The organism is Pseudomonas sp. PAMC 29040, from assembly GCF_003994535.1.
Lineage (GTDB): Bacteria > Pseudomonadota > Gammaproteobacteria > Pseudomonadales > Pseudomonadaceae > Aquipseudomonas > Aquipseudomonas paraversuta.
The window spans coordinates 381,332-400,925 of sequence record NZ_RZAA01000006.1 but is presented as its reverse complement, the minus strand read 5'-3'; the positions used below and the strand labels follow the sequence as shown (position 1 = coordinate 400,925).

16 protein-coding genes are annotated in these 19,594 nt (G+C 62.3%); 8 read left to right on the top strand and 8 right to left on the bottom strand.

All coding sequences use genetic code 11. The features are described 5' to 3' along the window. The 7 genes from WG29040_RS14150 to WG29040_RS14120 all read left to right on the top strand — a co-directional run. The coding region (locus tag WG29040_RS14150; protein WP_165878361.1) for an RHS repeat domain-containing protein at positions 1 to 3,980 on the top strand (3,980 nt) is incomplete at its 5' end. 389 nt (positions 3,981 to 4,369) lie between these two features. Beyond that, positions 4,370 to 5,179: a LuxR family transcriptional regulator gene (locus WG29040_RS14145; RefSeq protein ID WP_010656326.1), complete on the top strand. Its 810-nt coding sequence runs from the start codon at positions 4,370 to 4,372 to the stop codon at positions 5,177 to 5,179. Between the two features lie 104 nt (positions 5,180 to 5,283). Further along, positions 5,284 to 6,399: an ABC transporter ATP-binding protein gene (locus WG29040_RS14140; RefSeq protein WP_003442368.1), complete on the top strand. Its 1,116-nt coding sequence runs from the start codon at positions 5,284 to 5,286 to the stop codon at positions 6,397 to 6,399. Positions 6,400 to 6,438: 39 nt separating this feature from the next. After that, on the top strand, positions 6,439 to 7,581 hold the full coding sequence (locus tag WG29040_RS14135) for a PotD/PotF family extracellular solute-binding protein (protein ID WP_127196359.1): 1,143 nt from the start codon (positions 6,439 to 6,441) through the stop codon (positions 7,579 to 7,581). 30 nt (positions 7,582 to 7,611) lie between these two features. After that, entirely contained in the window at positions 7,612 to 8,529 is a 918-nt protein-coding gene (locus WG29040_RS14130; protein ID WP_003442359.1) for an ABC transporter permease, read from the top strand. A gap of 1 nt (position 8,530) precedes the next feature. Beyond that, complete coding sequence (locus WG29040_RS14125) at positions 8,531 to 9,358, top strand: ABC transporter permease (RefSeq protein ID WP_003442357.1); 828 nt, start codon at positions 8,531 to 8,533, stop codon at positions 9,356 to 9,358. After that, a complete protein-coding gene (locus tag WG29040_RS14120) occupies positions 9,351 to 10,823 on the top strand; it encodes an aldehyde dehydrogenase family protein (RefSeq protein ID WP_060781804.1) in 1,473 nt (490 codons plus the stop codon). Before WG29040_RS14125 ends, WG29040_RS14120 begins: the two co-directional genes overlap by 8 nt. 43 nt (positions 10,824 to 10,866) lie before the next feature. Here the strand turns inward: WG29040_RS14120 and WG29040_RS14115 are convergent, their stop codons facing one another. Both WG29040_RS14115 and WG29040_RS14110 read right to left on the bottom strand, forming a co-directional pair. Then, positions 10,867 to 11,694 (bottom strand): aminoglycoside phosphotransferase family protein, encoded by an 828-nt coding sequence (locus tag WG29040_RS14115; RefSeq protein ID WP_127196358.1) that lies wholly within the window; start codon positions 11,692 to 11,694, stop codon positions 10,867 to 10,869. Between the two features lie 15 nt (positions 11,695 to 11,709). After that, positions 11,710 to 12,399 carry an HAD-IA family hydrolase gene (locus WG29040_RS14110; RefSeq protein WP_127196357.1) on the bottom strand — a complete coding sequence of 230 codons (690 nt, stop codon included), beginning with the start codon at positions 12,397 to 12,399 and terminating at the stop codon, positions 11,710 to 11,712. A 170-nt stretch (positions 12,400 to 12,569) separates the two neighbouring features. On the opposite strand from WG29040_RS14110, the gene WG29040_RS14105 reads away from it, so the two are divergent. Beyond that, on the top strand, positions 12,570 to 12,923 hold the full coding sequence (locus WG29040_RS14105) for a hypothetical protein (RefSeq protein WP_256681552.1): 354 nt from the start codon (positions 12,570 to 12,572) through the stop codon (positions 12,921 to 12,923). Between the two features lie 64 nt (positions 12,924 to 12,987). On the opposite strand, the gene WG29040_RS14100 is transcribed toward WG29040_RS14105, so the two are convergent. Genes WG29040_RS14100 through tssA form a run of 6 tightly spaced genes read right to left on the bottom strand, consistent with a single transcriptional unit; the run spans position 12,988 to position 19,565 of the window. After that, positions 12,988 to 14,112, bottom strand: a complete 1,125-nt coding sequence (locus WG29040_RS14100; protein WP_127196356.1) for an OmpA family protein — start codon at positions 14,110 to 14,112, stop codon at positions 12,988 to 12,990. Between the two features lie 21 nt (positions 14,113 to 14,133). After that, the gene (gene tssE / locus WG29040_RS14095) at positions 14,134 to 14,574 is read right to left on the bottom strand and encodes a type VI secretion system baseplate subunit TssE (RefSeq protein WP_127196355.1); all 441 of its coding nucleotides are present in this window, start codon (positions 14,572 to 14,574) and stop codon (positions 14,134 to 14,136) included. A 3-nt stretch (positions 14,575 to 14,577) separates the two neighbouring features. Continuing rightward, positions 14,578 to 15,114 (bottom strand): type VI secretion system lipoprotein TssJ, encoded by a 537-nt coding sequence (tssJ, locus tag WG29040_RS14090; protein ID WP_127196354.1) that lies wholly within the window; start codon positions 15,112 to 15,114, stop codon positions 14,578 to 14,580. Then, positions 15,095 to 16,186 (bottom strand): type VI secretion system baseplate subunit TssG, encoded by a 1,092-nt coding sequence (gene tssG, locus WG29040_RS14085; protein ID WP_127196353.1) that lies wholly within the window; start codon positions 16,184 to 16,186, stop codon positions 15,095 to 15,097. Before tssG ends, tssJ begins: the two co-directional genes overlap by 20 nt. After that, positions 16,150 to 17,916 (bottom strand): type VI secretion system baseplate subunit TssF, encoded by a 1,767-nt coding sequence (tssF, locus tag WG29040_RS14080; RefSeq protein WP_127196352.1) that lies wholly within the window; start codon positions 17,914 to 17,916, stop codon positions 16,150 to 16,152. The genes tssG and tssF overlap by 37 nt, the downstream gene beginning before the upstream one ends. 56 nt (positions 17,917 to 17,972) lie before the next feature. Next, positions 17,973 to 19,565, bottom strand: a complete 1,593-nt coding sequence (gene tssA, locus WG29040_RS14075; RefSeq protein WP_127196351.1) for a type VI secretion system protein TssA — start codon at positions 19,563 to 19,565, stop codon at positions 17,973 to 17,975. Between the last annotated feature and the right edge of the window lie 29 nt (positions 19,566 to 19,594).

Below are 19,594 nucleotides of genomic sequence, written 5' to 3'. Positions count from 1 at the left end.
ACCGCTTCCACCTGCTGACCCGTGAACGCACGCAACAGGGCCAGACGCTGCAGGAAACCGAGACCACCTATTACGACGAGCCCTGGCTGCCCATTGCCCGGCAACTGCCGTATTTCCAGTTCCCGCATAAAGTCATTACCCGCAAGGCGCAGCTGGATGGCCAACGGGTGCTGCGAGAACTTGTTACCGAGGAAAAAACCCGCTACGACGAGCTGGGTAACCCGGTGTGGCACCGCAATGCATTGGGGGCCGTTGAAGAGTCCGAGTACTATCCGGTAACCGGTGAGAGCGACGACTGCCCGGCCGACCCACTGGGCCGCATCGCCCGTCTGAAAAGTCGTACGGTCAGTCCGCCACCCGGTACCGAAGGCCCGGTCAAGCAGACCCGCTACCGTTATCAGGCGCTACCGGTGCGTGGGGATGCCCCGGGGTTTGCATTGCCGACTTTTATCCAGAGCAGCGAAGAGCGGTTGCTGCTGGTTGAAGGCGATAAACCCACTGAATTGGGCCGTTCCAGCCAGACCTTTATCAATGCTCCGGCCTCACCCCATCACGGCCGTATGCTCAGCGAAACCCAAAGGGTACAGGGCAAAAGCACCACCCGGACCTACAGCTACACCCTGACCCAAGCGCCAGACGCCCGCTCTCTTCAACGTGCCGTGTTGCAGGAAAATGTGACAGTCACCGGGCACGATGGGCACTCAACTGTTGCCCAATCCTCACAAGATCTGTACTCGGGGCTAATGGTCACCGAGCAGACCGACGAGCAGTTGCGCATGGCCTTTGCCCACGATGCCCTGGGGCGTGTGACTCAGGAAGTCGCGGCTCCGGATTCAGCCTTCGAGGCCAAGGTCAACTGGGCCTATTCCTTGTCAGCGAACGAGCGCTGCCAGACCCGAATCGGCGCTTCCGGGCGTAAGGAAACTGTCTGGCTCGATGGCATGGCCCGGGAAATCCGCCGTGAAAAACAAACCGACAGCGGTGAGACCTATACCGCCTGGACCGCCGAATATGACGTGCTGGGCCGGGTGTTCCGTGAAACGACTTACGATCCCGGTAACGAAGACGTTCCGGCCTTGAGCCTGACCACCGAACGCACCTTTGATGACTGGGGCAATGTGTTGACTGAAACCAGCGCAGACGGTATCACCCAGCACACTCTGGCCGACCCGGTGGCCCTGACCGGCAGCAGCTGGCAGACCGATGCCAAGGGCGTGCCCGGGGCCAGAACCGTGACCACCCACACCCTGGATGGCAAGCCGCTGACCGAGCAATTATTTTGCGCCAAAGGGGAGTTGCAACACACCTTGCGTTGGAGCTATGACGGCCTTGGCCGTTGCGTCAGCCAGTTCGATGCCATGGGCCGGGAGACCCGCCAAGAATGGGATGCGCGGGACCGGCTGGTATCCACCACCCTGCCCGACGGCAGTGTCATCAAGCGCACCTATGCCGAAGGCCATGACAGTGAATTGCCGGCTACGGTATCGATTAGCCACCCTTCATTGGGCAGTAATGAAGTCCTGCTGGGCGAGCGCAAATATGACGGTCTGGGCCGACTGGTGTGGGAAAAGGTCGGGCAGAGTGTCTCCAAATGGGAATATGCCGAAGGAGAAATCCACGCCCATAGCCAAATCCTGCCCGACGGTACCCGGGTGCAGAGTGAGCGCCAACCGGAACTGGGCGACGCATTGCTGTCGCTGCAAGCGCCCGGGATCAGTGTGTTCAATAAATACGATCCGCTAAGCGGCCGTTTGCTGGAATCCCGGGGCAATCTGGGTCTGCAAAAAGATCACTGGTCTCCGTCCGGCCAACTGAGCAAAGCCGACTACGCCTGGCACGGCGACCAGCCGCGCTCGCAACAGCAAAGCACTACACCGGCGGGCACAGTGACGCGGCTGACCGATGCCGACGGCGCCGAACAGCGCTGCCAATACGACGAATTGGGTCGCTTGATTCAACAGCAAGGCCCTGACGTCACTATTAGCGTCACCTACGATGCAGCCTCGCGAATTCATCAGCAGCGCACGCAATCTATAGACGGCTCGCGGGACATGACCGTAACCCTGGGCTACGACAGCCTGGGCCGTCCGGCCCGCCGAGAAACGGCTACCCGCACGCCCACCCGACAGTCCCTTGAAATCCAGACCCAGCAATGGCGTAAAGACGGCAAGCTTGCGCAGCGTGAACTGACCCATGACGGTGTTCTGGTGCGTAGTGAAAGCTTCGACTACGACCTGCGCGGACGGATGATTGCCCATCGCCTTGCAGGCCCGTCGTTGCCCGAAGATGCCCACGGCAAAACCTACCGCGAGCAGCACTTTCAATACGACGCCCTCGATAATGTACGACGCCTGGAAACGGTCTTTGCCGACGCCAGCGCCAACAATGTCAGCGTATTCGGCTACAACCCCGCCGACCTTACCCAGCTGCTTAGCGTCAGCCACAGCCGTGCCGATTACCCGGCACCGGTAACCCTGGAGTACGACGCGCTGGGCAATCTCAAACGCGACGAGCGCGGTAATCCGCTGCACTACGACGCCCTGGGCCGACTCATTGGCGTCACCCTGCCTACCGGCGAACGCCGCTGGCACTACGGCCCGGCGGGCAACATCATCAAGACCGAAGACTCTACCGGCCCGCGCTGGCGTTACCACACCGGCGGTCAACTCAGTTGCGAGGTGGGTGAACACACCCAGACCCGCTGGGTGCGGGCCGGTGACGTTCCGGTGGCTGAAAGCCGTCTTGCAACGGCGGTGCGCGAAGTGATGCTGCTGGGCACCGATGCCCAGGGCTCGATAACCACTGAGGCCAATGACGGGATTAACACCCCGGTCTACGGCGCCTACGGCCAGAGCCAGCCCGGCACCAGCCGACTGGGCTACGCCGGCGCTTTGCGCGAACAGGACAGCGGCTGGTATTTCCTGGGTGATTACCGCATCTATAACCCCGCACTGATGCGCTTCCACAGCCGTGACAGCCTCAGCCCCTTCGGCGAAGGCGGGCTCAATGGCTATGCCTATTGCGCCGGCGATCCGGTCAACCGCATCGACCCGTCGGGCCATTCGTGGCTGGACTGGCTGTTGCCGGCGGCCGGTCTCGCGCTGGCACTGGTCGGCACCGTGGCCTCCCTGGGTGCGTTGGCGGCGCCTACAGCGGCACTGACCGCCAGCTATGTAACGGCAGTCACTACTGCGACCTTGAGCGTGGTGTCGCTGGCAGCGGATGTGGCCTCGATAGCCTTGCTGGCCACCGGCAATGAAAACGCCGGGCGGATTCTGGGCTGGGTGGGCATGGCAACCGGGCTTGCTTCGGCGGCTCCGTCAATGGCCGGGGCTGCGGCCAAGGGAGTGAAGAGTGCAGGCAAGTTCGTAGGCAGCTGGCAGCACAAACTGCAACATGCAGGGGGGGCTACGAGAGGCCGCCGTGCATTACCCGGGGGAACCCAGCGAGTGACACCCATGCGCGACATGGATCTGTCCTATTTGCTGGAACAAACACCGATCCGGAATAGCTTTTTGCCGCACTTGTCCCGTAGTGATTTGCAAAGTTTAGGGCAAACCAATTCGGCTAACAGGCGCGCCGTTTATAGCAGGCCCCTGGAACTTCCGTCGGCAGCTCCCGTGAGCGTTATCTCTGACGGGAACCTCTATCTGGCTAACGGAGGGTTTCTCGATCACAACCCGGCCTACATCAGAGAAGTCAGACAAATCGTATCCGGCACTCATCCCCACTATTACCCCTGGCAGCTGGGGGAAGCCGGAATCAGCAACCCAAGTGCCTTGAGGATCGTCAGCAGAAGGGAATTAGACCGCTATACGGACCATATAGCCCGACATGGTCGACCAAGGCTGATGAGCCCACTGCAGGAATTGGCCGAAGCTGATTATCAATGGCTTCATTCTCGCACGGCGCAGCGGCCTGCCTCGCCTCCCCAGGAGGCCACTATAAGGCAGAGAACCCAGAGGTGCCGGATTCTGTAGTGCTGTACCTGAGTTAACTCCAGCAGAGTGACTCAGGTCTGTTTCGGCTCTATCTCGACTGCCATTGCGAAACGTTTATGGCGCCGCTGATGGGCTGCTAATTAAACCGCCGGGGCCAGGATCAAACCTGGTTCCGGCGTTTAGCCACTCACCTGAAGTCTTGTTCGAAGCAGCACTTCAATAACCCCTGCCAGTAACCGGTCGGCCTCCTCCTGGCGCTGATCATCCGACAGCGCCTGCGGGCTATTGTGTAGCGCTCAGTAACACCCCTGCCCTTTTACTGTGCGCCCATGCCTGGCCCATTCCTCCCGCCCCCCTGCCCGACAAGGTCCGGCTCCCCGTGGCGTAATTCGTGCATTCAAATTCGACCCTTCTTGCCTGAATCCGCCATGCGCCCCAAGGAACTGAAACTCTGGACCACCGGTGTCGCCCATCTGCTGGCCTTGCCTGCCGGGCACGGGCGACTGGCGGGCTTGAGCCACTGGCTAAGGCAGGTCTGCCCGATCGATCACTTTGTTCTGTTCGTCTACGAAGGCAATCACCGGCCGCTGGCCCTGTTCGATACCTTCTCGGCGGACAAGCGTGCGGTGTATGTCGATGACTATCAGTGCGGGCCTTACTTGCTGGACCCTTTCTACCTGGCCTGCACCCGCGCGCAACCACCGGGGCTGTGGCGCCTGCGCCAGTTTGCACCCGACCATTTCTATCTCGGCGAGTACTACCTGACCTACTACCAGCAAACCGGACTGGCCGAGGAAGTGGCCTTTTTCGTCGACCTGGGCGCAGGCGCCATGGCCGTGCTGTCACTGATGCGCAGCACCGCCAGTTGCGCCTTCAGTCGCGATGAAATGCAGTTGATCGAGTGCGCACAAGCGGTGGTCGAGCAGGTGATCAATGAAGCCTGGCGCTTGCGCCAGACCGAGCAGCCGCGCCCGGCCCAGGATCTGGACTTCAAGATCCGCGAGGTCTTCGATCACTTTGGCGCCCACATCCTCACCGTGCGCGAGCAGGAAATCGTGCAACTGCTGCTGCGCGGCCATTCCAGCGCCTCGGTGGCCGAGCAACTGGGCATCAGCCCCGGCACGGTGAAGATTCACCGCAAGAACATCTACGCCAAACTGGGCATAGGCAGCCAGTCGGAATTGCTCGGGCTGTTTATCCGCGACCTCACCGGCCAGGAGCTGGTTGTCGAGCCCTGACACCTGATAACGACTCTATCCCCCAAGGGATATATACAGCGCAAAACCCCGATTGCTAGTTTGGCCCCCGACGCGCTGATTCATCACTGCAAGGGAGCCGGACCGTGAACGACAACCCGCCAAGCGACATCGAATTCTGCAATGTGGTCAAACGCTACGGCGAGGTATCAGCCGTTAACGGGCTGAACTTCGCCGTGCGCCGTGGCTCATTTCATTCTTTCCTCGGCGGCTCTGGCTGCGGCAAAACCACCACCCTGCGCATGATCGCCGGCTTCGAACAACCCAGCAGCGGCGAAGTGTTGCTGGCGGGCAAAAACGTGGCCGGCGTGCCTGCATTCGAACGACCGGTGAATATGGTGTTTCAGCATTACGCACTGTTCCCGCATTTGACCGTGGCGCAAAACATCGCCTACGGCCTGCGCTACCGCAACCCGCGGCCGGACAAAAAAACCCAGCTGCGCATGGCCGACGAGGCCCTGGAGATGGTGCGCCTGAGCGGCTTCGGCCAGCGCAAGCCCAGCGAGCTGTCCGGCGGCCAGCAACAGCGCGTGGCCCTGGCCCGGGCGCTGGTCAACAAACCCACGGTATTGCTGCTGGATGAGCCGCTGGCAGCCCTGGATCGCAAGTTGCGCAAGGAGATGCAGTCCGAGTTGCTGCGCCTGCAACGGGAGGTCGGCATCACCTTCGTACTGGTCACCCATGACCAGGAAGAAGCCTTGTCGATGAGTGACAGCATCAGCGTGATGCACAACGGCTCGATCATTCAGACCGCAACCCCGGAGCAACTCTACGAAGCCCCGGCCAGCCGCTACGTGGCCGATTTCATTGGCGAGTCCAACCTGTTCAACGGCACGGTGCGCCAGCTGCAGGGCAACTCGGTGGTGCTGCGCACCGAGCAGGGGCTGGAGCTTGAAAGCCCGCTGACCCCCACCGGCAAAACCTTGAGCGCCGATGCCCCGGGATGCATCGCCGTGCGCCCGGAGCTGATCAGCATTGCCGGCGCCAACGCCGACATGCTTCGCGAAGTGAAGCTGCCAGGCCGCGTGGAAGACCGCATCTATCTGGGCAACTGCACCGAATATCGCGTTCGCACCCAGGCCTTCGGGGTGATTTGCGTGCGTGTCCCACGCCAGCAGGATCACCCGGCCAATGCCTTCGAACACGGCGCAGCCGTGAGTGTTGGCTGGGATCACGCCAACGGCCTGGCCATGGCGTTGTAAATCAACGATTCGTTTCAACAACCGAATGTGGAGCGCGTTATGGACCAGAAGACATTTATCAAAAACCTGCGCAGTTGGCAGAACGGCTCGATCAGCCGGCGCGACTTCCTGGGACGCACCGGCCTGGGGGTTGCCGCGGCCGTGGTCGCCAGCAACATGCCCGGCCTGCTGATGTCCAGCGCCCAGGCGGGCGAGCAAAAACTGTCGAGCGATCGCCTGGCACTGGCCACCTGGCCGAACTATCACAGCCAGGAAAATCTTGACGACTTCGGCAAAACCAGCGGCGCACGGGTGTCCATGAGCGTGTTCGGTTCCAACGAAGAAATGCTCGCCAAGCTGCAAGCTGGCGGCAGTGGCTGGGACGTACTGGTGCCCACCAACTACACCATCAGCACCTACGTCGGCCTGGGCCTGATCGAACCTCTGGACCTGGCGCGCCTGCCCAATTTCGATGCCTCGGCCTTCCAGCAAAAGTTCATGGCCCAGGGCACGGTGGACGGCAAGATTTACGCGGTGCCGAAAAACTGGGGCACCACCGGGATGCTCTACGACAGTGAAAAACTCAAGGACGGCCCCGCCAGCTGGAAAGCGTTCTGGGCCGCCGCCCAGGGTCCCGCCAGCGGCCGCACCATGGTCCACGACTACCAACTGACCGCCATTGGCAACGCCCTCAAAAGCTTCGGCTACAGCTTCAACTCTCTGGACCCGAAAGAGCTGGCAGATGCCGAGAAACTGCTGATCGAAGTCAAGCCGCACCTGTTTGCCATCAACTCCGATATCCAGCCATCGATGCGCAGCGGCGATGCCTGGCTGGCGATGTCCTGGACCGGTGACGCCTCGCAGTTGCATCGCGACCTGCCGCAGATGCAATACGAGCTGGGCAAGGAAGGGGGCGAACTGTGGAGCGACTTCTTCGCGATCCCCAAAAGCTCCGAGCACAAGGACGCTGCCTACGCCTTTATCAACTACCTGCTCGACCCTCAGCACAACAAGCTCGAAGTCTTGAGCCACGGCTACCCCAGTGGTGACAAGCGGGTCGACGCCCTGCTGCCGATCGCCCTGCTGGAAGACCCGATCATGTACCCGGCCGCCGAAGCCCTGAGCCCGCTGGAGTTCGGTGCCGCCGCCACACTCACCAGTCCGGCACGGGCTGAACTGATGGCCCGTTTCAAGTCCGCCTGATGCTTTGCCATGGCCATTGAGGAGCCCCCCATGAACGCCGCCGCCCACCCGCAATCGGTACAGCCGGGCACAGCCCTGTCAGTCGGGGCACGCCAGCGGCGCAGCCTCGGCCGGCGGATGACGCTGCTCATGCTGTTGCCATCGACCCTGTGGTTCCTGCTGTTGCTGCTGATGCCGCTGCTGATCATTCTGGTCTACAGCTTCGGCGAACGCAGTGCCGTGGGCGGCTATGCCGCCGGCTTCACCCTGGACAACTACCTGAACCTCGGTTCGCGGGCCGCCGCGTTCAGCAACACCTTGATCCTGGCGCCACTGGGCACTCTGGTGTGCCTGGTGGCGGCCTACCCGCTGGCGTACTTTCTGGCGCTCAAGGTGAGCAAGAACCGTTCGCTGCTGCTGACCCTGGTGATAGTGCCGTTCTGGACCAGTTTCCTGATCCGCACCTATGCCTGGATCTTCCTCCTCAGCGGCAAAGGCATTCCGGCGCTGCTGGCCAGTTTCGGCCTGGAAGACGTACGCCTGATCAACACCCCGTGGGCGGTGCTGATCGGCATCGTTTACGGCTACTTGCCGCTCATGGTGTTTCCGATCTATGTCAGCCTGGAAAAACTCGACAAGCGCCTGCTGGAAGCCTCCGCCGACCTGGGTGCCAGTGCCTTTGAAAGCTTTCGGCGCATCACCCTGCCACTGAGCGCACCGGGGGTGATTACCGGGGTGATGCTGGTGTTTATCCTGCTGATGGGCGAGTTCCTGATCCCGGCCATTCTCGGCGGCGGCAAAGTGTTCTTTCTCGGCAACGCGCTGGTCGACCTGTTCCTGCAATCGCGCAATTGGCCATTTGGCAGTGCGCTGGCAATGACTCTGGTGGCGATGATGCTGGTGATCATCGGTGTGTATCTGAAACTGGTGGCGCGCTATGGCGGCCGTCCTGTCGACTCGGGGGTGTGACATGTGGCTGCGCAGCTATTCGACATCGTTGTATCTGTTTCTCTACGCGCCGATTGCCCTGATCGTACTGTTCAGCTTTAACGCCGGGCGCAGCGGCCTGGCATTCGAATGCTGCTCGGTGCAATGGTTCGGTCGCGCCTTCGGCAACCCGTTCATCATGGAGGCGCTGGCCCATAGCGCATTCATTGCCTTGACCAGCGCGGTAATAGCCACCCTGTTCGGTACCCTGGCGGTATTCGGCCTGCAACGGGCCGGGCCCAGGGTGCGGCTGATGTTCGATGCCCTGACCTATTGCGCGATCATCGTACCCGGGATCGTCATCGGCATCTCGACCCTGATTGCCTTCATCAGCCTGTTCGACTTCATCAACCCGTTGCTGGCCAGCTGGATACCTGCCGCGCCGCGCCTGAACATGGGCTTTGCCACGGTCATTGCGGCGCACTCATTGTTCACCATGGCGCTGGTCATGGTGATTGTGCGCAGTCGCGTCGACTCCCTGGACAAAGCCTTGCTGGAGGCCTCGGCCGACCTGTATGCGCCGCCGATGCAGACGTTCTGGCGGGTCACGCTGCCGCAGATCAGCCCGGCGATCATGGCCGGGTTCCTGCTGGCATTCACCTTCAGCTTCGACGATTTCATCATCGCCTTCTTTGTCGCCGGCTCCGAAACCACCTTGCCGATTTACATCTTTTCCTCCATTCGCCGCGGCGTGACGCCGGAGATAAACGCTGTCTCGACCGTCATTATTTGCCTGTCACTGTTGCTGCTGTTCACTTCCCGTCATCTGCAAAGCCGCCGTACCAACAGCCAGGAGTCTCAGCATGCGTGATCAGCTTTATATCAACGGCGAATGGGTGGGTGCGGACCTGGGGGGCTTGCTCGACGTCATCGATCCGGCCACCGGCCAGGTTTTTCACCGGGTCGCGGCCGGCACTGAAGAAGACATTGATCATGCCGTGCGCGCAGCCCGCCGCGCGTTCGACAGTGACTGGGGCAAAACCAGCGGCGCCGAGCGCGGGCAATGGCTCGACGCCCTGGCCGATGAACTGCAGCACCACCAGCAGGGACTTGCCGAGCTGGAAGTGCGCGATAACGGCAAGCCGCTGCCCGAAGCCCAGTGGGACGTTGGCGATGCGATTGGCTGCTTTCGCTATTACGCGGGGCTGGCCCGGGAACTGGATCAGCAACAGGATCAACCGCTGCCATTGCCCGATACGCGTTTTCGCTGCCGGATCCGCCATGAACCGATTGGCGTGGCCGGGCAAATCATCCCGTGGAACTACCCGTTGCTGATGGCGGCATGGAAGGTGGCCCCGGCATTGGCCGCCGGCGCCACCCTGGTGCTCAAGCCCTCGGAACTGACTCCGCTCACGGCCCTTGAACTGGCCGCTGCCGCAGACCGTATCGGCCTGCCGGCCGGGGTCCTGAACATCGTGACCGGGCTTGGCACTGACGCCGGTAGCCCCCTCACCGAGCACCCGGCAGTGGACAAACTGGCCTTCACCGGCAGCGTGCCCACCGGCTCGAAAATCATGACGGCGGCGGCTCGCAGCATCAAGAACATCAGCCTCGAGCTCGGCGGTAAATCGGCCTTTATTGTGTTCGACGATGCCGATATCGATGCCGCCGTGGAATGGATTCTGTTCGGCATTTTCTGGAATCAGGGTCAGGTGTGCAGCGCCACCTCACGCCTGCTGGTGCAGGAAAGCATCGCTGCGCGGTTAATCGAGCGGCTGGTGGAGGAAACCCGAAAAATCACCATCGGCCCCGGCCTGCAACCCGGGGTGTTGCTTGGCCCCCTGGTGAGTCAGGGCCAATACGACAAGGTCCTGGGCTACATCGATCAGGGGCTCGCCAGCGGCGCTCGTCTGCTCACTGGCGGTCAGCGCCCCGGGCATCTGCAAGAGGGCTATTTCATCCAGCCGGCAATCTTCGACGAACCGGGGCATAACAGTATTCTGTGGCGTGAAGAAGTGTTCGGGCCGGTGTTATGTATCAAGCGCTTCAAGACCGAAGAGCAAGCCGTGCAAATGGCCAATGCCAGCCGCTTCGGCCTCGCCGCTGCCGTGATGAGTGCCGACCTGCACCGCACCAGCCGGGTGGCCAACCAGTTGCGGGCGGGCATAGTCTGGGTCAACTGCTCGCAACCGACCTTTGTCGAAGCGCCGTGGGGCGGCATGAAACACAGCGGCATTGGCCGCGAACTCGGCCAGTGGGGGCTGAACAATTATCTGGAAACCAAGCAGGTGACCGAGTACATCGATGACCGGCCGTGGGGCTGGTATCTGAAATAACCGCCATGGGCACCCTGCCTGTTGCAGGCAGGGTGCCCACGGCTCACTCGATCAGGCCCAATGCCGATCCCGCCAGTTTCGCCACTTGCATCACGCCATCCGGATCTTCATGGTCTTCAAGCATCCAGCTCGCGGACAGCCCTGCCCAGGCAAGGACCCAGCGCAACAATCTGCTGCGCTCAATACCGCTGGCGGCTGCCACGATTTCCAGACGCCGGGCAAAGCGGCCTGGGGCCAGCGCACTGTGGTGATCGGGGTTGCAGAAAATGTTGGCGTAATCGAATCCGCGTTCTCCGAAGAGCCCCTTGGGGTCGATGGCCAGCCAGCCGGCCGCGCCGAAATCGAGCACGTTGCCATGGTGGACATCGCCGTGCAGCACCCCGACGTCCCGGGGACTGGCCAGCAGTTCGCGGGCACTGGCGGCGCAAAGCTGCAGAATGCCGCCGTGGGCCGCCGCTGCGCCCCATAGCGACTCGAAACGCTGTTGCAGCGGGACCAGAGCCGGAAGCGGCTTTGGCGACGGTTTATGCAAACGGCCGATAACCCTGCACAGAATGTGCGTGGCCTGATCATCGGCGTCGTCTGCGACCATCCCCGCAAGCGTGGCGCGGCCCTGGGCACGCTGCAACAGCAACGCCTCATGGTCATGGGCCAGCACCGGTGCCGCTCCCTCCCCCGCCCACCAGGCCATCAGCTGAGCACCGGCCTGCTCTTCGGGCTCTTGCGAGACTTTAAGCATGGCCGGCTGCCCGCCCTGGCTGACAGGCAACAAATAACCATTGCGCGAAGCAAAGGCCTCACCCTCGATGGTCAGTTGCCATTGCTCCAGCCAGGGCGTGAACAGGTCGTGATTCAATTCTGGATTATTCACCCGGGCTCCTGATTCTCAGCGCAATGGCGGCAAACCATAGGCGGCCAGATCAACATCCGCCAGCTTGCGCAAAATCTGGTCGGCGTGCTGGTATTTGCTGTCGGCCATGGCTTCGTCGGGCACCGCAATAGCGGCCATGTTGGCGGCCTTGGCGGCGGTCACGCCAAAGGGCGAATCCTCGAACACCAGGCAATCCTCGGGTGCCACGCCCAGACGCCGGGCAGCCGTCAGAAAGATGTCGGGCGCAGGTTTGGCGGCGCCGACTTCAGGGTCGTCAGCGGTAACAATGGTGTCGAACAAGTCAAACCATTCGCGGTGCAAGGTCGTCTTGTGCGCAAGGGAATGGCGCGACGAACTGGTGCCCACGGCAATCGGGATGTTATGCGCCCGCAAGTGCCGCACCAGCGCTTCGGCCCCCGGCATGCCCAGGGCCTTGGGGAAACGCTCGCTCAACAGCGGTTCGCGCACGAGCAGAAACTCATCCACCGTGAGCGGCAACTCCAGGGCCTTGACCAGAATGGCCGCCAGGTCCCGGGCACCGCGACCGATGATTTGCTGCTTGATCTCCCAGCCATAGGTGCGCCCGTAGCGCGCGGCGATAATCTGTGTCACTTCGCTGTAGATACCCTCTGTATCCAGCAACAAACCGTCCATATCAAAAATTACGGCCTTGATCGGGCCCACAGCAGTACGCGGTGCGTTCATCACAACAGATCCATGCAAGGGACTAAAAGGATTCAGCACAATAACGGTCCGGCTTGCCTGAATGCCAGCGGCAACAGAAATAAGTCGCGGCTTCCATCGCTGGCGAGCCAGCTCCCACCAGGACTGGCTGCTCCACCGAACCTAATTCCCCGGCTACAGTCAGATAGTGCATGCATCTACAGTCAACCGGGGCGCATTTCATGGACACCTTCAAGCACTTGCTCAACAACTGGGAAGCAAAAGCCAGACAGACCGGCGAACGGGTGGAATACACCCTGACCCTGGATAAACATGACCTGATCAAAATCAAGGCGCTGGCCCAGGCCTATGGCCTGGATGAAGCGACCATCACTGAGGGGCTACTGCACTCAGCAGTCAAGGAAGCAGAGAAATCCATGCCCTATGTACAGGGCTCGGAAGTGATCCGGGTTGAAGACGGTGAAGAGGTCTATGCCGATGCCGGCAAGACGCCGGCATTCGTGGCAGCGGAACAGATTTTATCCAAGGGCCTGGGGCTCAGTTGATACCTTCCCGTCATCAGTGCGCAGCGGGACCGGAGGGCGCAAGGCGCCCTGATATACCTGCCGCCTAGGCAGACGGCCCGCAAACACCGGCCTGCGCCACCAGATGGATGTCCACCCTGCGGTTGGCGGCTCTACCGGGCGCAGTGTCATTGCCGGCAATCGGTTGCCGGCCGGCCACTCCCTGAACCGCAAAACAGTCGTCGGGAATGTCACCCATGCGCTGCATCCAGTCGCGCACTGCCGCAGCGCGCGCGTACGACAGTTGCAGGTTGTGTTCGGCGTCGCCCCTGGTGTCGGTGTGCCCCACGATCATCACCAGCCAGCCAGGTTGCGCCTTGATGCTGTCCAGGGCATTGATCAGCACCCTGGTGGACCCGGGCTTGAGCTCGGCGCTACCGGCATCGAACAGCGACAGACTGTCCAGGCGTACGGTATCGGGCAGGCGCTGGCGTTGAGCCTCAGCCGCGGTGATCTGGCTCCACCACCATAAACCGCCGGTCAGCGCGGTGATGGCGACCGCCGCAAACAGCCACAGGGCAACACGGCTCCTTGCAGCAGGTGGCACTTGCGGCATCGGTCTGGCTGGCAGGATCACCACCGGAACCGCCGGCATCACCAGTGCCGGCTCGGCAACCAGGGTCGACAGCGGTAAAATTGCGCCCGAGCGAGTGCTGGGCTGCAGGCGCTGTAGCAGGCTGCCAACCTGATGCCGCAACCCCTGCAACGTGACCAGAGGCACTTGCCCCAGACTCTCCAGCCGACTGGCCAGGCGCTCCAGCTCAGTGTCCAGGCGCTCAAGTGCAGGCAGCAGATGCGGGGTGATTTCCTGACAGCGCAACAACGGCTGCAACTGGGCAAACAGCCAGCCCAGGAGATCCAGGCGCACAGTCGCCATTGGCGGCCACAGGGCTTGCCATTCGCTGCACAGTGCCTCGAGCAGCACCACCCCTTGCGCCATGCCCTCCAGGCCGTAGCGCTGGCTGCGGGCCAGGGTGAAAGCGGCGAGGGTTTGCAGCTCGGCACCGTTGTTGTGAAACAGCAACAGGCATAACTGCTCGACCCTGGCCCAGTCCACATCCGGACATGCCGGATGGCTCAGCCTCGCCAGTTCGTCGCGCAAGGCAGTAAATTCACTGAAACCGCGCGGATCACCGCCCACGCGAATACGCATTTCAAATAACGCCGTCATCCTGCTTCCCTTGCGTGAGGTTTACAGCTGCGACAGATAGTTCTGCCGCTTCAAGTGACGCACCAGCACTTTGCCTGCGGGCGCCAGCGTGGTGCCGAAAGTCACCCGCCCGCCCTCTTTCAGTTGCGCATGCAGGGCATATTCCAGATGACCCGGCCGGCTCTGCGCCAGCAATTCAATGCTCAGCGCTGCCAGACGCGGCTCGTACTTGAGCAGAGTCTGGACCAGCGTGCCCATCAGCCCGTGGGCGGCGGCGGGCAAGCCTTGCAGGGTCAGCCCCATGTCCGGCAAACCGTAGTCCGGCAGGTGACTGAGGGACCCGGCCCGGCTGTTGAGGATGCGTTGCAGGTTGTCCAGCACTGACAGGGTGTGCTGGTCTTCCTCCGGGACGCGATACAGGTCCAGCTCGCCGTCGAAATTCTGCAGGAGCATTTCGTAAAGCGAAGGGTTCAACTCACCCATGGTTCACTCCTGCGCCAACGGTTGTAGCGTCAGCCGGTTATTGCCCAGCTCGATCATCCGTGACCGTTCCGGGTCCAGATCAGCGCGGCTCAGGGTCAGGCGCCAGGAACCGGTTTGCCGGTCGGGGGTACGGAATAACGCCACCACCGTCACGAACTGCGCGTCCTGCTCCAGCGGCATGCTCAGTTGTGCCCCCTCTGCGGGTTTGACCACCAGCGCCCGTTGCTCCAGCAGATCGCCCTGCAGCAGGCGCTCGGCATCGCTCAGCACGCGGTCATAACTGGCCCGCTCCAGTGCGCGCGGGTCGCGCAGTTGATAGACCCGCACCATGACCGGTACCGACAAGCCCCCCATGTCCGCCTGATCGGTGTTCATCGCCACCCGCCCGTTAAAGTCCAGGTGCAGGGTTTTCACTTGCTTGTAGAACGTCGCCCGGGCCACGGAAGCGCTGGTGTCGCTGACTGCCTGGGTCAACCCGCATCCGCCCAGCAATGCTGCGAGCGCTGCCACCGGCAATAAATTAAAAACGGTACGTGACATGCTGCGTCTCTCTGTCCTGGGGATTGTTGTGCAGGCCTTGGTAACGGCCCAGATTGATGGTGATGATCGGCGCCGCCGCCACTGGCCGGGCTGCTGCGCCCAGAACCCCGGTCATGCCCAGCAGCACTGGCGCGCCGCCCAGTACCGGCCGGGGCAGACTGGGCAACGGTAGCGACAGCTGCAATTTGGCAGTGCAACGCCAGCCCAGATACACCCGCAGCAACACCAGCAAGTCGTTGTGCAACGGATTGCCCGGCAACCAGCTACGGGCTTCGTCCGGGTCCTCGGTGAACAGCCCCAGGTGCAACTGACTGTTGACGTCATGCCCGGCACTGCCCAGCGGCGTGCCCTGGGACAAGCTCACCGGGTGACCGGCCGACAGGCTGGCCGGCTGCTGCAGGGCCACTTTCTGTGGCCAGTGCGGGGTTACCCGGGCCTCGGTATTGGGGGCCAGTAACTTGACCAGAGCGCTGATGCCCTCGGCGTTACGGGTTGGCAGGCGCATCACACTGAGCAGCGCCAGGAAGCGCGATAGCGGCGTGGCGATCTGCTGGGCCGTGCCGGGGATCCCCAGGCCGATCAGCCCCAGCAGGCACTGCGAAGTTGCATCACTGCCTCCGGCCTCGAATGTCGCCGGATAGGAGTACTTGCGCCAGATGCGATAGAACTGGGTGAATATCCGGTGATTGAAAATGTCCAGAAATCCCTCCAGTGCCTCGTGGCCCTCGCGGCGCCGGGCAATATCGTCGACAAAGCTGGTCGGCATCGGCGAATCGACACCGTACAGTCCCAGCAAGCGGGTACGCACCGTGGCCGGACGTTGCGGATGATCCTCGTCGGTTTCGATAGCCTTCAGTTCCCCCGCCGCAAATCCCATCCCGGGATCGGGGCGAAAACGCACCGGGTCATCCGCCGGATGGGCGCTACTGCCCAGGGGCCGATGGCCGGGTAATGCCTGTTCCAGCAACTGGCAAAAACGGTACAGATTGGCCTCGGCAACCCGACCGTCCAGTGCTTGCAACAACCCGGCGGCTTTCAGCCGGGAATACGCTGACTGTGGTTCTCGTTCCATCGCAGGCACTTTCCGGTTGGTTGCAGGATCAGCGTGAGCTGGTTGAACAAATGAATGTCGGCATACAGGCCGAAGAAGCGATGGAGCATTTCGCCGAACAGGCTGATGTCACCCTCCCCCGAAAAGCCGTTGGCATCGAGGGTGACTTCGATATCCACCCCGCGCAGCAGATAGCCTTTTTCGAAGCGCTGCACCAGATGATGACGAACCTCGACTATCGCCTCCAGGCGACGCCGGTTCAGCTCGCAGCCGCTCCAGTCGTACAGCGCCAGGGTGCCGCGCAAGACTTCGGCACTGTCGAGCATCGGCAAGAAATTCGAGCCCAGGTGGCTGAGCACCCGCCAATGAAAACGGTCCCCGGCAGGCGGATAGCACGGCAGGCTCGGTGCACACAGATTGCGCACCCGCAAACCGCTCTGGGTCGATTGCACCAGAGTGTCGAGCAAGGTGCTTTGCAACGCCTTGCGCGGTAGCAGCCCATTGGTGCCGGTCAGGTGCAACGACAGGCTGTCGCCGCTGCTCAACTGATCTTTGTCGAAGCCGTCGCCGCCCAGGATCAGCCAGGTGTCATGCAGGCCCCTGGCAGAACGCTTCAAACGGGTATGGAAATAGCGCTCCGGCGCATCGTCGCGCAGCATCCCGCCTTTGTGCCGAAAACTGCTGAACGGCACATAGTCCCGGCGCACGGCATTCTTTGACGAAGTGACCTGGTCGACCGAATAAATTTCCGTGTGTCCGTCCTGCATCCGCATCGGCCGCAACAGGTAGTCGCTCTGCAAGGGAGCCAGGGTCAGCGGGTCGGCCTCCAGCGGGAACAGGTTGATCACCGGCACGCTGTGCAAGCGCAGATGCTCGCTGCCGATCCTGAACTCCTGCGGCCATGCTTGGCGCAGCACCACCTCCAGTTCAAACCAGGGCATGGAGTCGTCCAGCTGCAGTTGTTCGAGGCCACAGAGGGTCACGAACATGAACTTCTGGCGAAAGCCAAAGTACTCCAGCAGCAACTGATAACCGCTGAACGCACTGTCGCCCTTGGGCCACAGGCGGTCCTCGTCGGCGAAGCCCTTTGCCGCAAAATGCCCTTCCAGCGGCTGGCGCTGCTGCTCCGGCAGGCGCACATACAATGCCTGCGCGTTCAGGGTCAGGGCCTGGTGCAGGGCGCAGGCCAGCGGCGCGTCGGCATTCAGATACAGGGGCAGCCGGCGCAGGTCGATCTGGTTCCAGCTGCTCAACCTGCCGAGGGTAAAACGCAGGCGCAGCAACGAGCGCCCGTCCGCCTCAAAGTCCAGGCGCAACGACTCCAGGGCCAGCGGTTGTACGGTCAGGTCCTGGGTGGTGGTGTAGCGACAGCGGGTGCGTTGCGGGCCGACGGGACGGGACAACACTTCAAAGCCCCTGGCGATCCGCTCGCTGTGCTTCATCTGCACAAGATCGGGCACCAGTTCGATCACCGACAGCGAAGGAATGGTCCGTAAATAATGGGGCCACAGCAGGCTGACCAGACCTTCGGTCAGCTCGGGCAAGTCATCGTCGAGCTTCTCGCGCAAACGCCCCATCAAAAACGCAAAGCCCTCGAACAGGCGCTCCACATAGGGGTCTTGCGCACCCGGCTTGTCCAGATTGAGCTGGGCCGCACGGTCCGGGAATGCCTCGGCGAACTCCTGCCCGGCTTCGCGCAGGTAACGCATTTCGGCGTCGAAGTAGCGCAGTGTCAAATTGTCCATGCTCACACACATATTCCAGAGAAAAGAGAGTCGGGGTCTGCCGACCTGTGGTTGTGGCGACGTCAGCCCTGGCCGCAGAGCACGCCAGCTCGTACTGGATCAATCACCACCAGCGCGGCCAGCAGCGATTCGGTACGCCGGGCCAGGGCCGGTTTGTCGGCATCGCTGCGCTGCGCTTTTAAACGCAACTGCTTGAGCAGGCGGGCCTTGACCTCGAAGTGCAGCTGCGGCTCCCACACCGCCAGGGTGTGCTGCTGTGCGGTAGCGTCCAGCTCCGCCAGCAGGTGCATGGCCAGGTCACTCTTGCCGTATTGCTCTGCCACCCGCGCCATCAGCAGGCGCAACAGCCAGCGCTGACGCCCGGTCTGCGCAGCGGGCCGATCCGCCAGCCAGGCCAGCGCCGCCTCCACTCCGTCACTGTCAGCCTGGACTCTGGCTTCGTCCTCCAGCGCCAGAATTTCGGCGTCCGGGCTGTTCAATACCGCCACGGGTGCCGGCAGCCATTGCTGCGCCTGATTGCCACTGACGTGCCGGGTGATCCAGTCGCGGGTGGTCTCGTCGGCGAAGGGGGTTGCGTCGCTCCACAACAACAGCTCCAGGCCCGGCAAGCGCTCGAGAAACATCCCCAGATCACGCTTGACGATATCGGCCCAGCGGTCCTGAGGCGCCGGTTGTTTGCTCAGCGCCTGATACAGGTACCACTGCAAATCCAGCCAGAAATGGTTCACGCCCTCGGCGTATACCCGCTCCACCTGATCGAGCAATTCAGTCCAGTTCTGTTGCAGATGCAGGCGCTTGAGTTGCGCCCGATAATCACCCCGCGGCGGTGCCAGACGGGTCTTGCCAGCGGCTTCCTGAGGCGGGGCCTGCTGCACCGTGTCCCAGCGCAGGCTCTTCATCAGGCGATGGGCCGCCAGCCAGCCGTGGGGTTGTTCGCGCAGATACCCGGCCAGCGCCCGACCACTGTCCAGCAGGTCGCGTCCGGACTTGATGACTGTGGCGGTCGGCGTGGCGACCGGTCCGCCGGCGCCGTGATCTGCACTGTGCTGCGGCACCAGCGCATCTACCCCGCCGGACCGGATTAACCGGGCGGCCAACGCGCCATACAACGCCGTCAGTGCCGGACGCTGTTCCTGGGGCCAGGCTTCAAGCCCGTGCTCCAGCCAGGCCAGCGCCGCGACCGTTCGTTCGGCCTCGCTGCGCACCACCTCGGGGTATAGCGACAGACTGTCCAGCACCTTGGCCCCGGCCAGCCATTCCACGGCCAGTTTGCGGCTGTTGGGCCGTACCGGCAGCACCTGGGCGGCGTAACGCTCCAGCAACGCCGCCAACAGGCTCAGGCCATCGGCAAGTCCGGCCTCACCGTCCTTGTGCAACCGTGCCCACAGGTAATAAGTCGCCACCCGCAAGTCCTTGCAACTGTGGGCAAGCAGCTTGTGCGCCAGTTCAACCACCCGTTCGGTATCGGCTCCGGACAGCTTGTTGACCTCCTCGCGCATGCGCTGGAAATCATCGTCATAGCCCGGGTCCTGCCCCACGGGTGAGTCCGCGTTGATGGGCTCAAGCCAGGGTTGCCAGCGTTCGGCCTGGCTGCGGGCCAGGGCCAGAGGGTCGCGCTCGCCCAGGCACTGGGTAATCAATGTATTCAGGCTCATTCAAGGCTTCCTTTCTGTGTACAGGGCAT

Excerpts from the sequence above, each read along its gene's own strand:
- WG29040_RS14145 (WP_010656326.1), top strand. The coding sequence starts at position 4,370 with ATGCGCCCCAAGGAACTGAAACTCTGGACCACCGGTGTCGCCCATCTG.
- WG29040_RS14135 (WP_127196359.1), top strand. The coding sequence starts at position 6,439 with ATGGACCAGAAGACATTTATCAAAAACCTGCGCAGTTGGCAGAACGGC.
- WG29040_RS14130 (WP_003442359.1), top strand. The coding sequence starts at position 7,612 with ATGAACGCCGCCGCCCACCCGCAATCGGTACAGCCGGGCACAGCCCTG.
- WG29040_RS14125 (WP_003442357.1), top strand. The coding sequence starts at position 8,531 with ATGTGGCTGCGCAGCTATTCGACATCGTTGTATCTGTTTCTCTACGCG.
- WG29040_RS14120 (WP_060781804.1), top strand. The coding sequence starts at position 9,351 with ATGCGTGATCAGCTTTATATCAACGGCGAATGGGTGGGTGCGGACCTG.
- WG29040_RS14110 (WP_127196357.1), bottom strand. The coding sequence starts at position 12,399 with ATGAACGCACCGCGTACTGCTGTGGGCCCGATCAAGGCCGTAATTTTT.
- WG29040_RS14105 (WP_256681552.1), top strand. The coding sequence starts at position 12,570 with ATGCATCTACAGTCAACCGGGGCGCATTTCATGGACACCTTCAAGCAC.
- WG29040_RS14100 (WP_127196356.1), bottom strand. The coding sequence starts at position 14,112 with ATGACGGCGTTATTTGAAATGCGTATTCGCGTGGGCGGTGATCCGCGC.
- tssE (WP_127196355.1), bottom strand. The coding sequence starts at position 14,574 with ATGGGTGAGTTGAACCCTTCGCTTTACGAAATGCTCCTGCAGAATTTC.
- tssJ (WP_127196354.1), bottom strand. The coding sequence starts at position 15,114 with ATGTCACGTACCGTTTTTAATTTATTGCCGGTGGCAGCGCTCGCAGCA.
- tssG (WP_127196353.1), bottom strand. The coding sequence starts at position 16,186 with ATGGAACGAGAACCACAGTCAGCGTATTCCCGGCTGAAAGCCGCCGGG.
- tssA (WP_127196351.1), bottom strand. The coding sequence starts at position 19,565 with ATGAGCCTGAATACATTGATTACCCAGTGCCTGGGCGAGCGCGACCCT.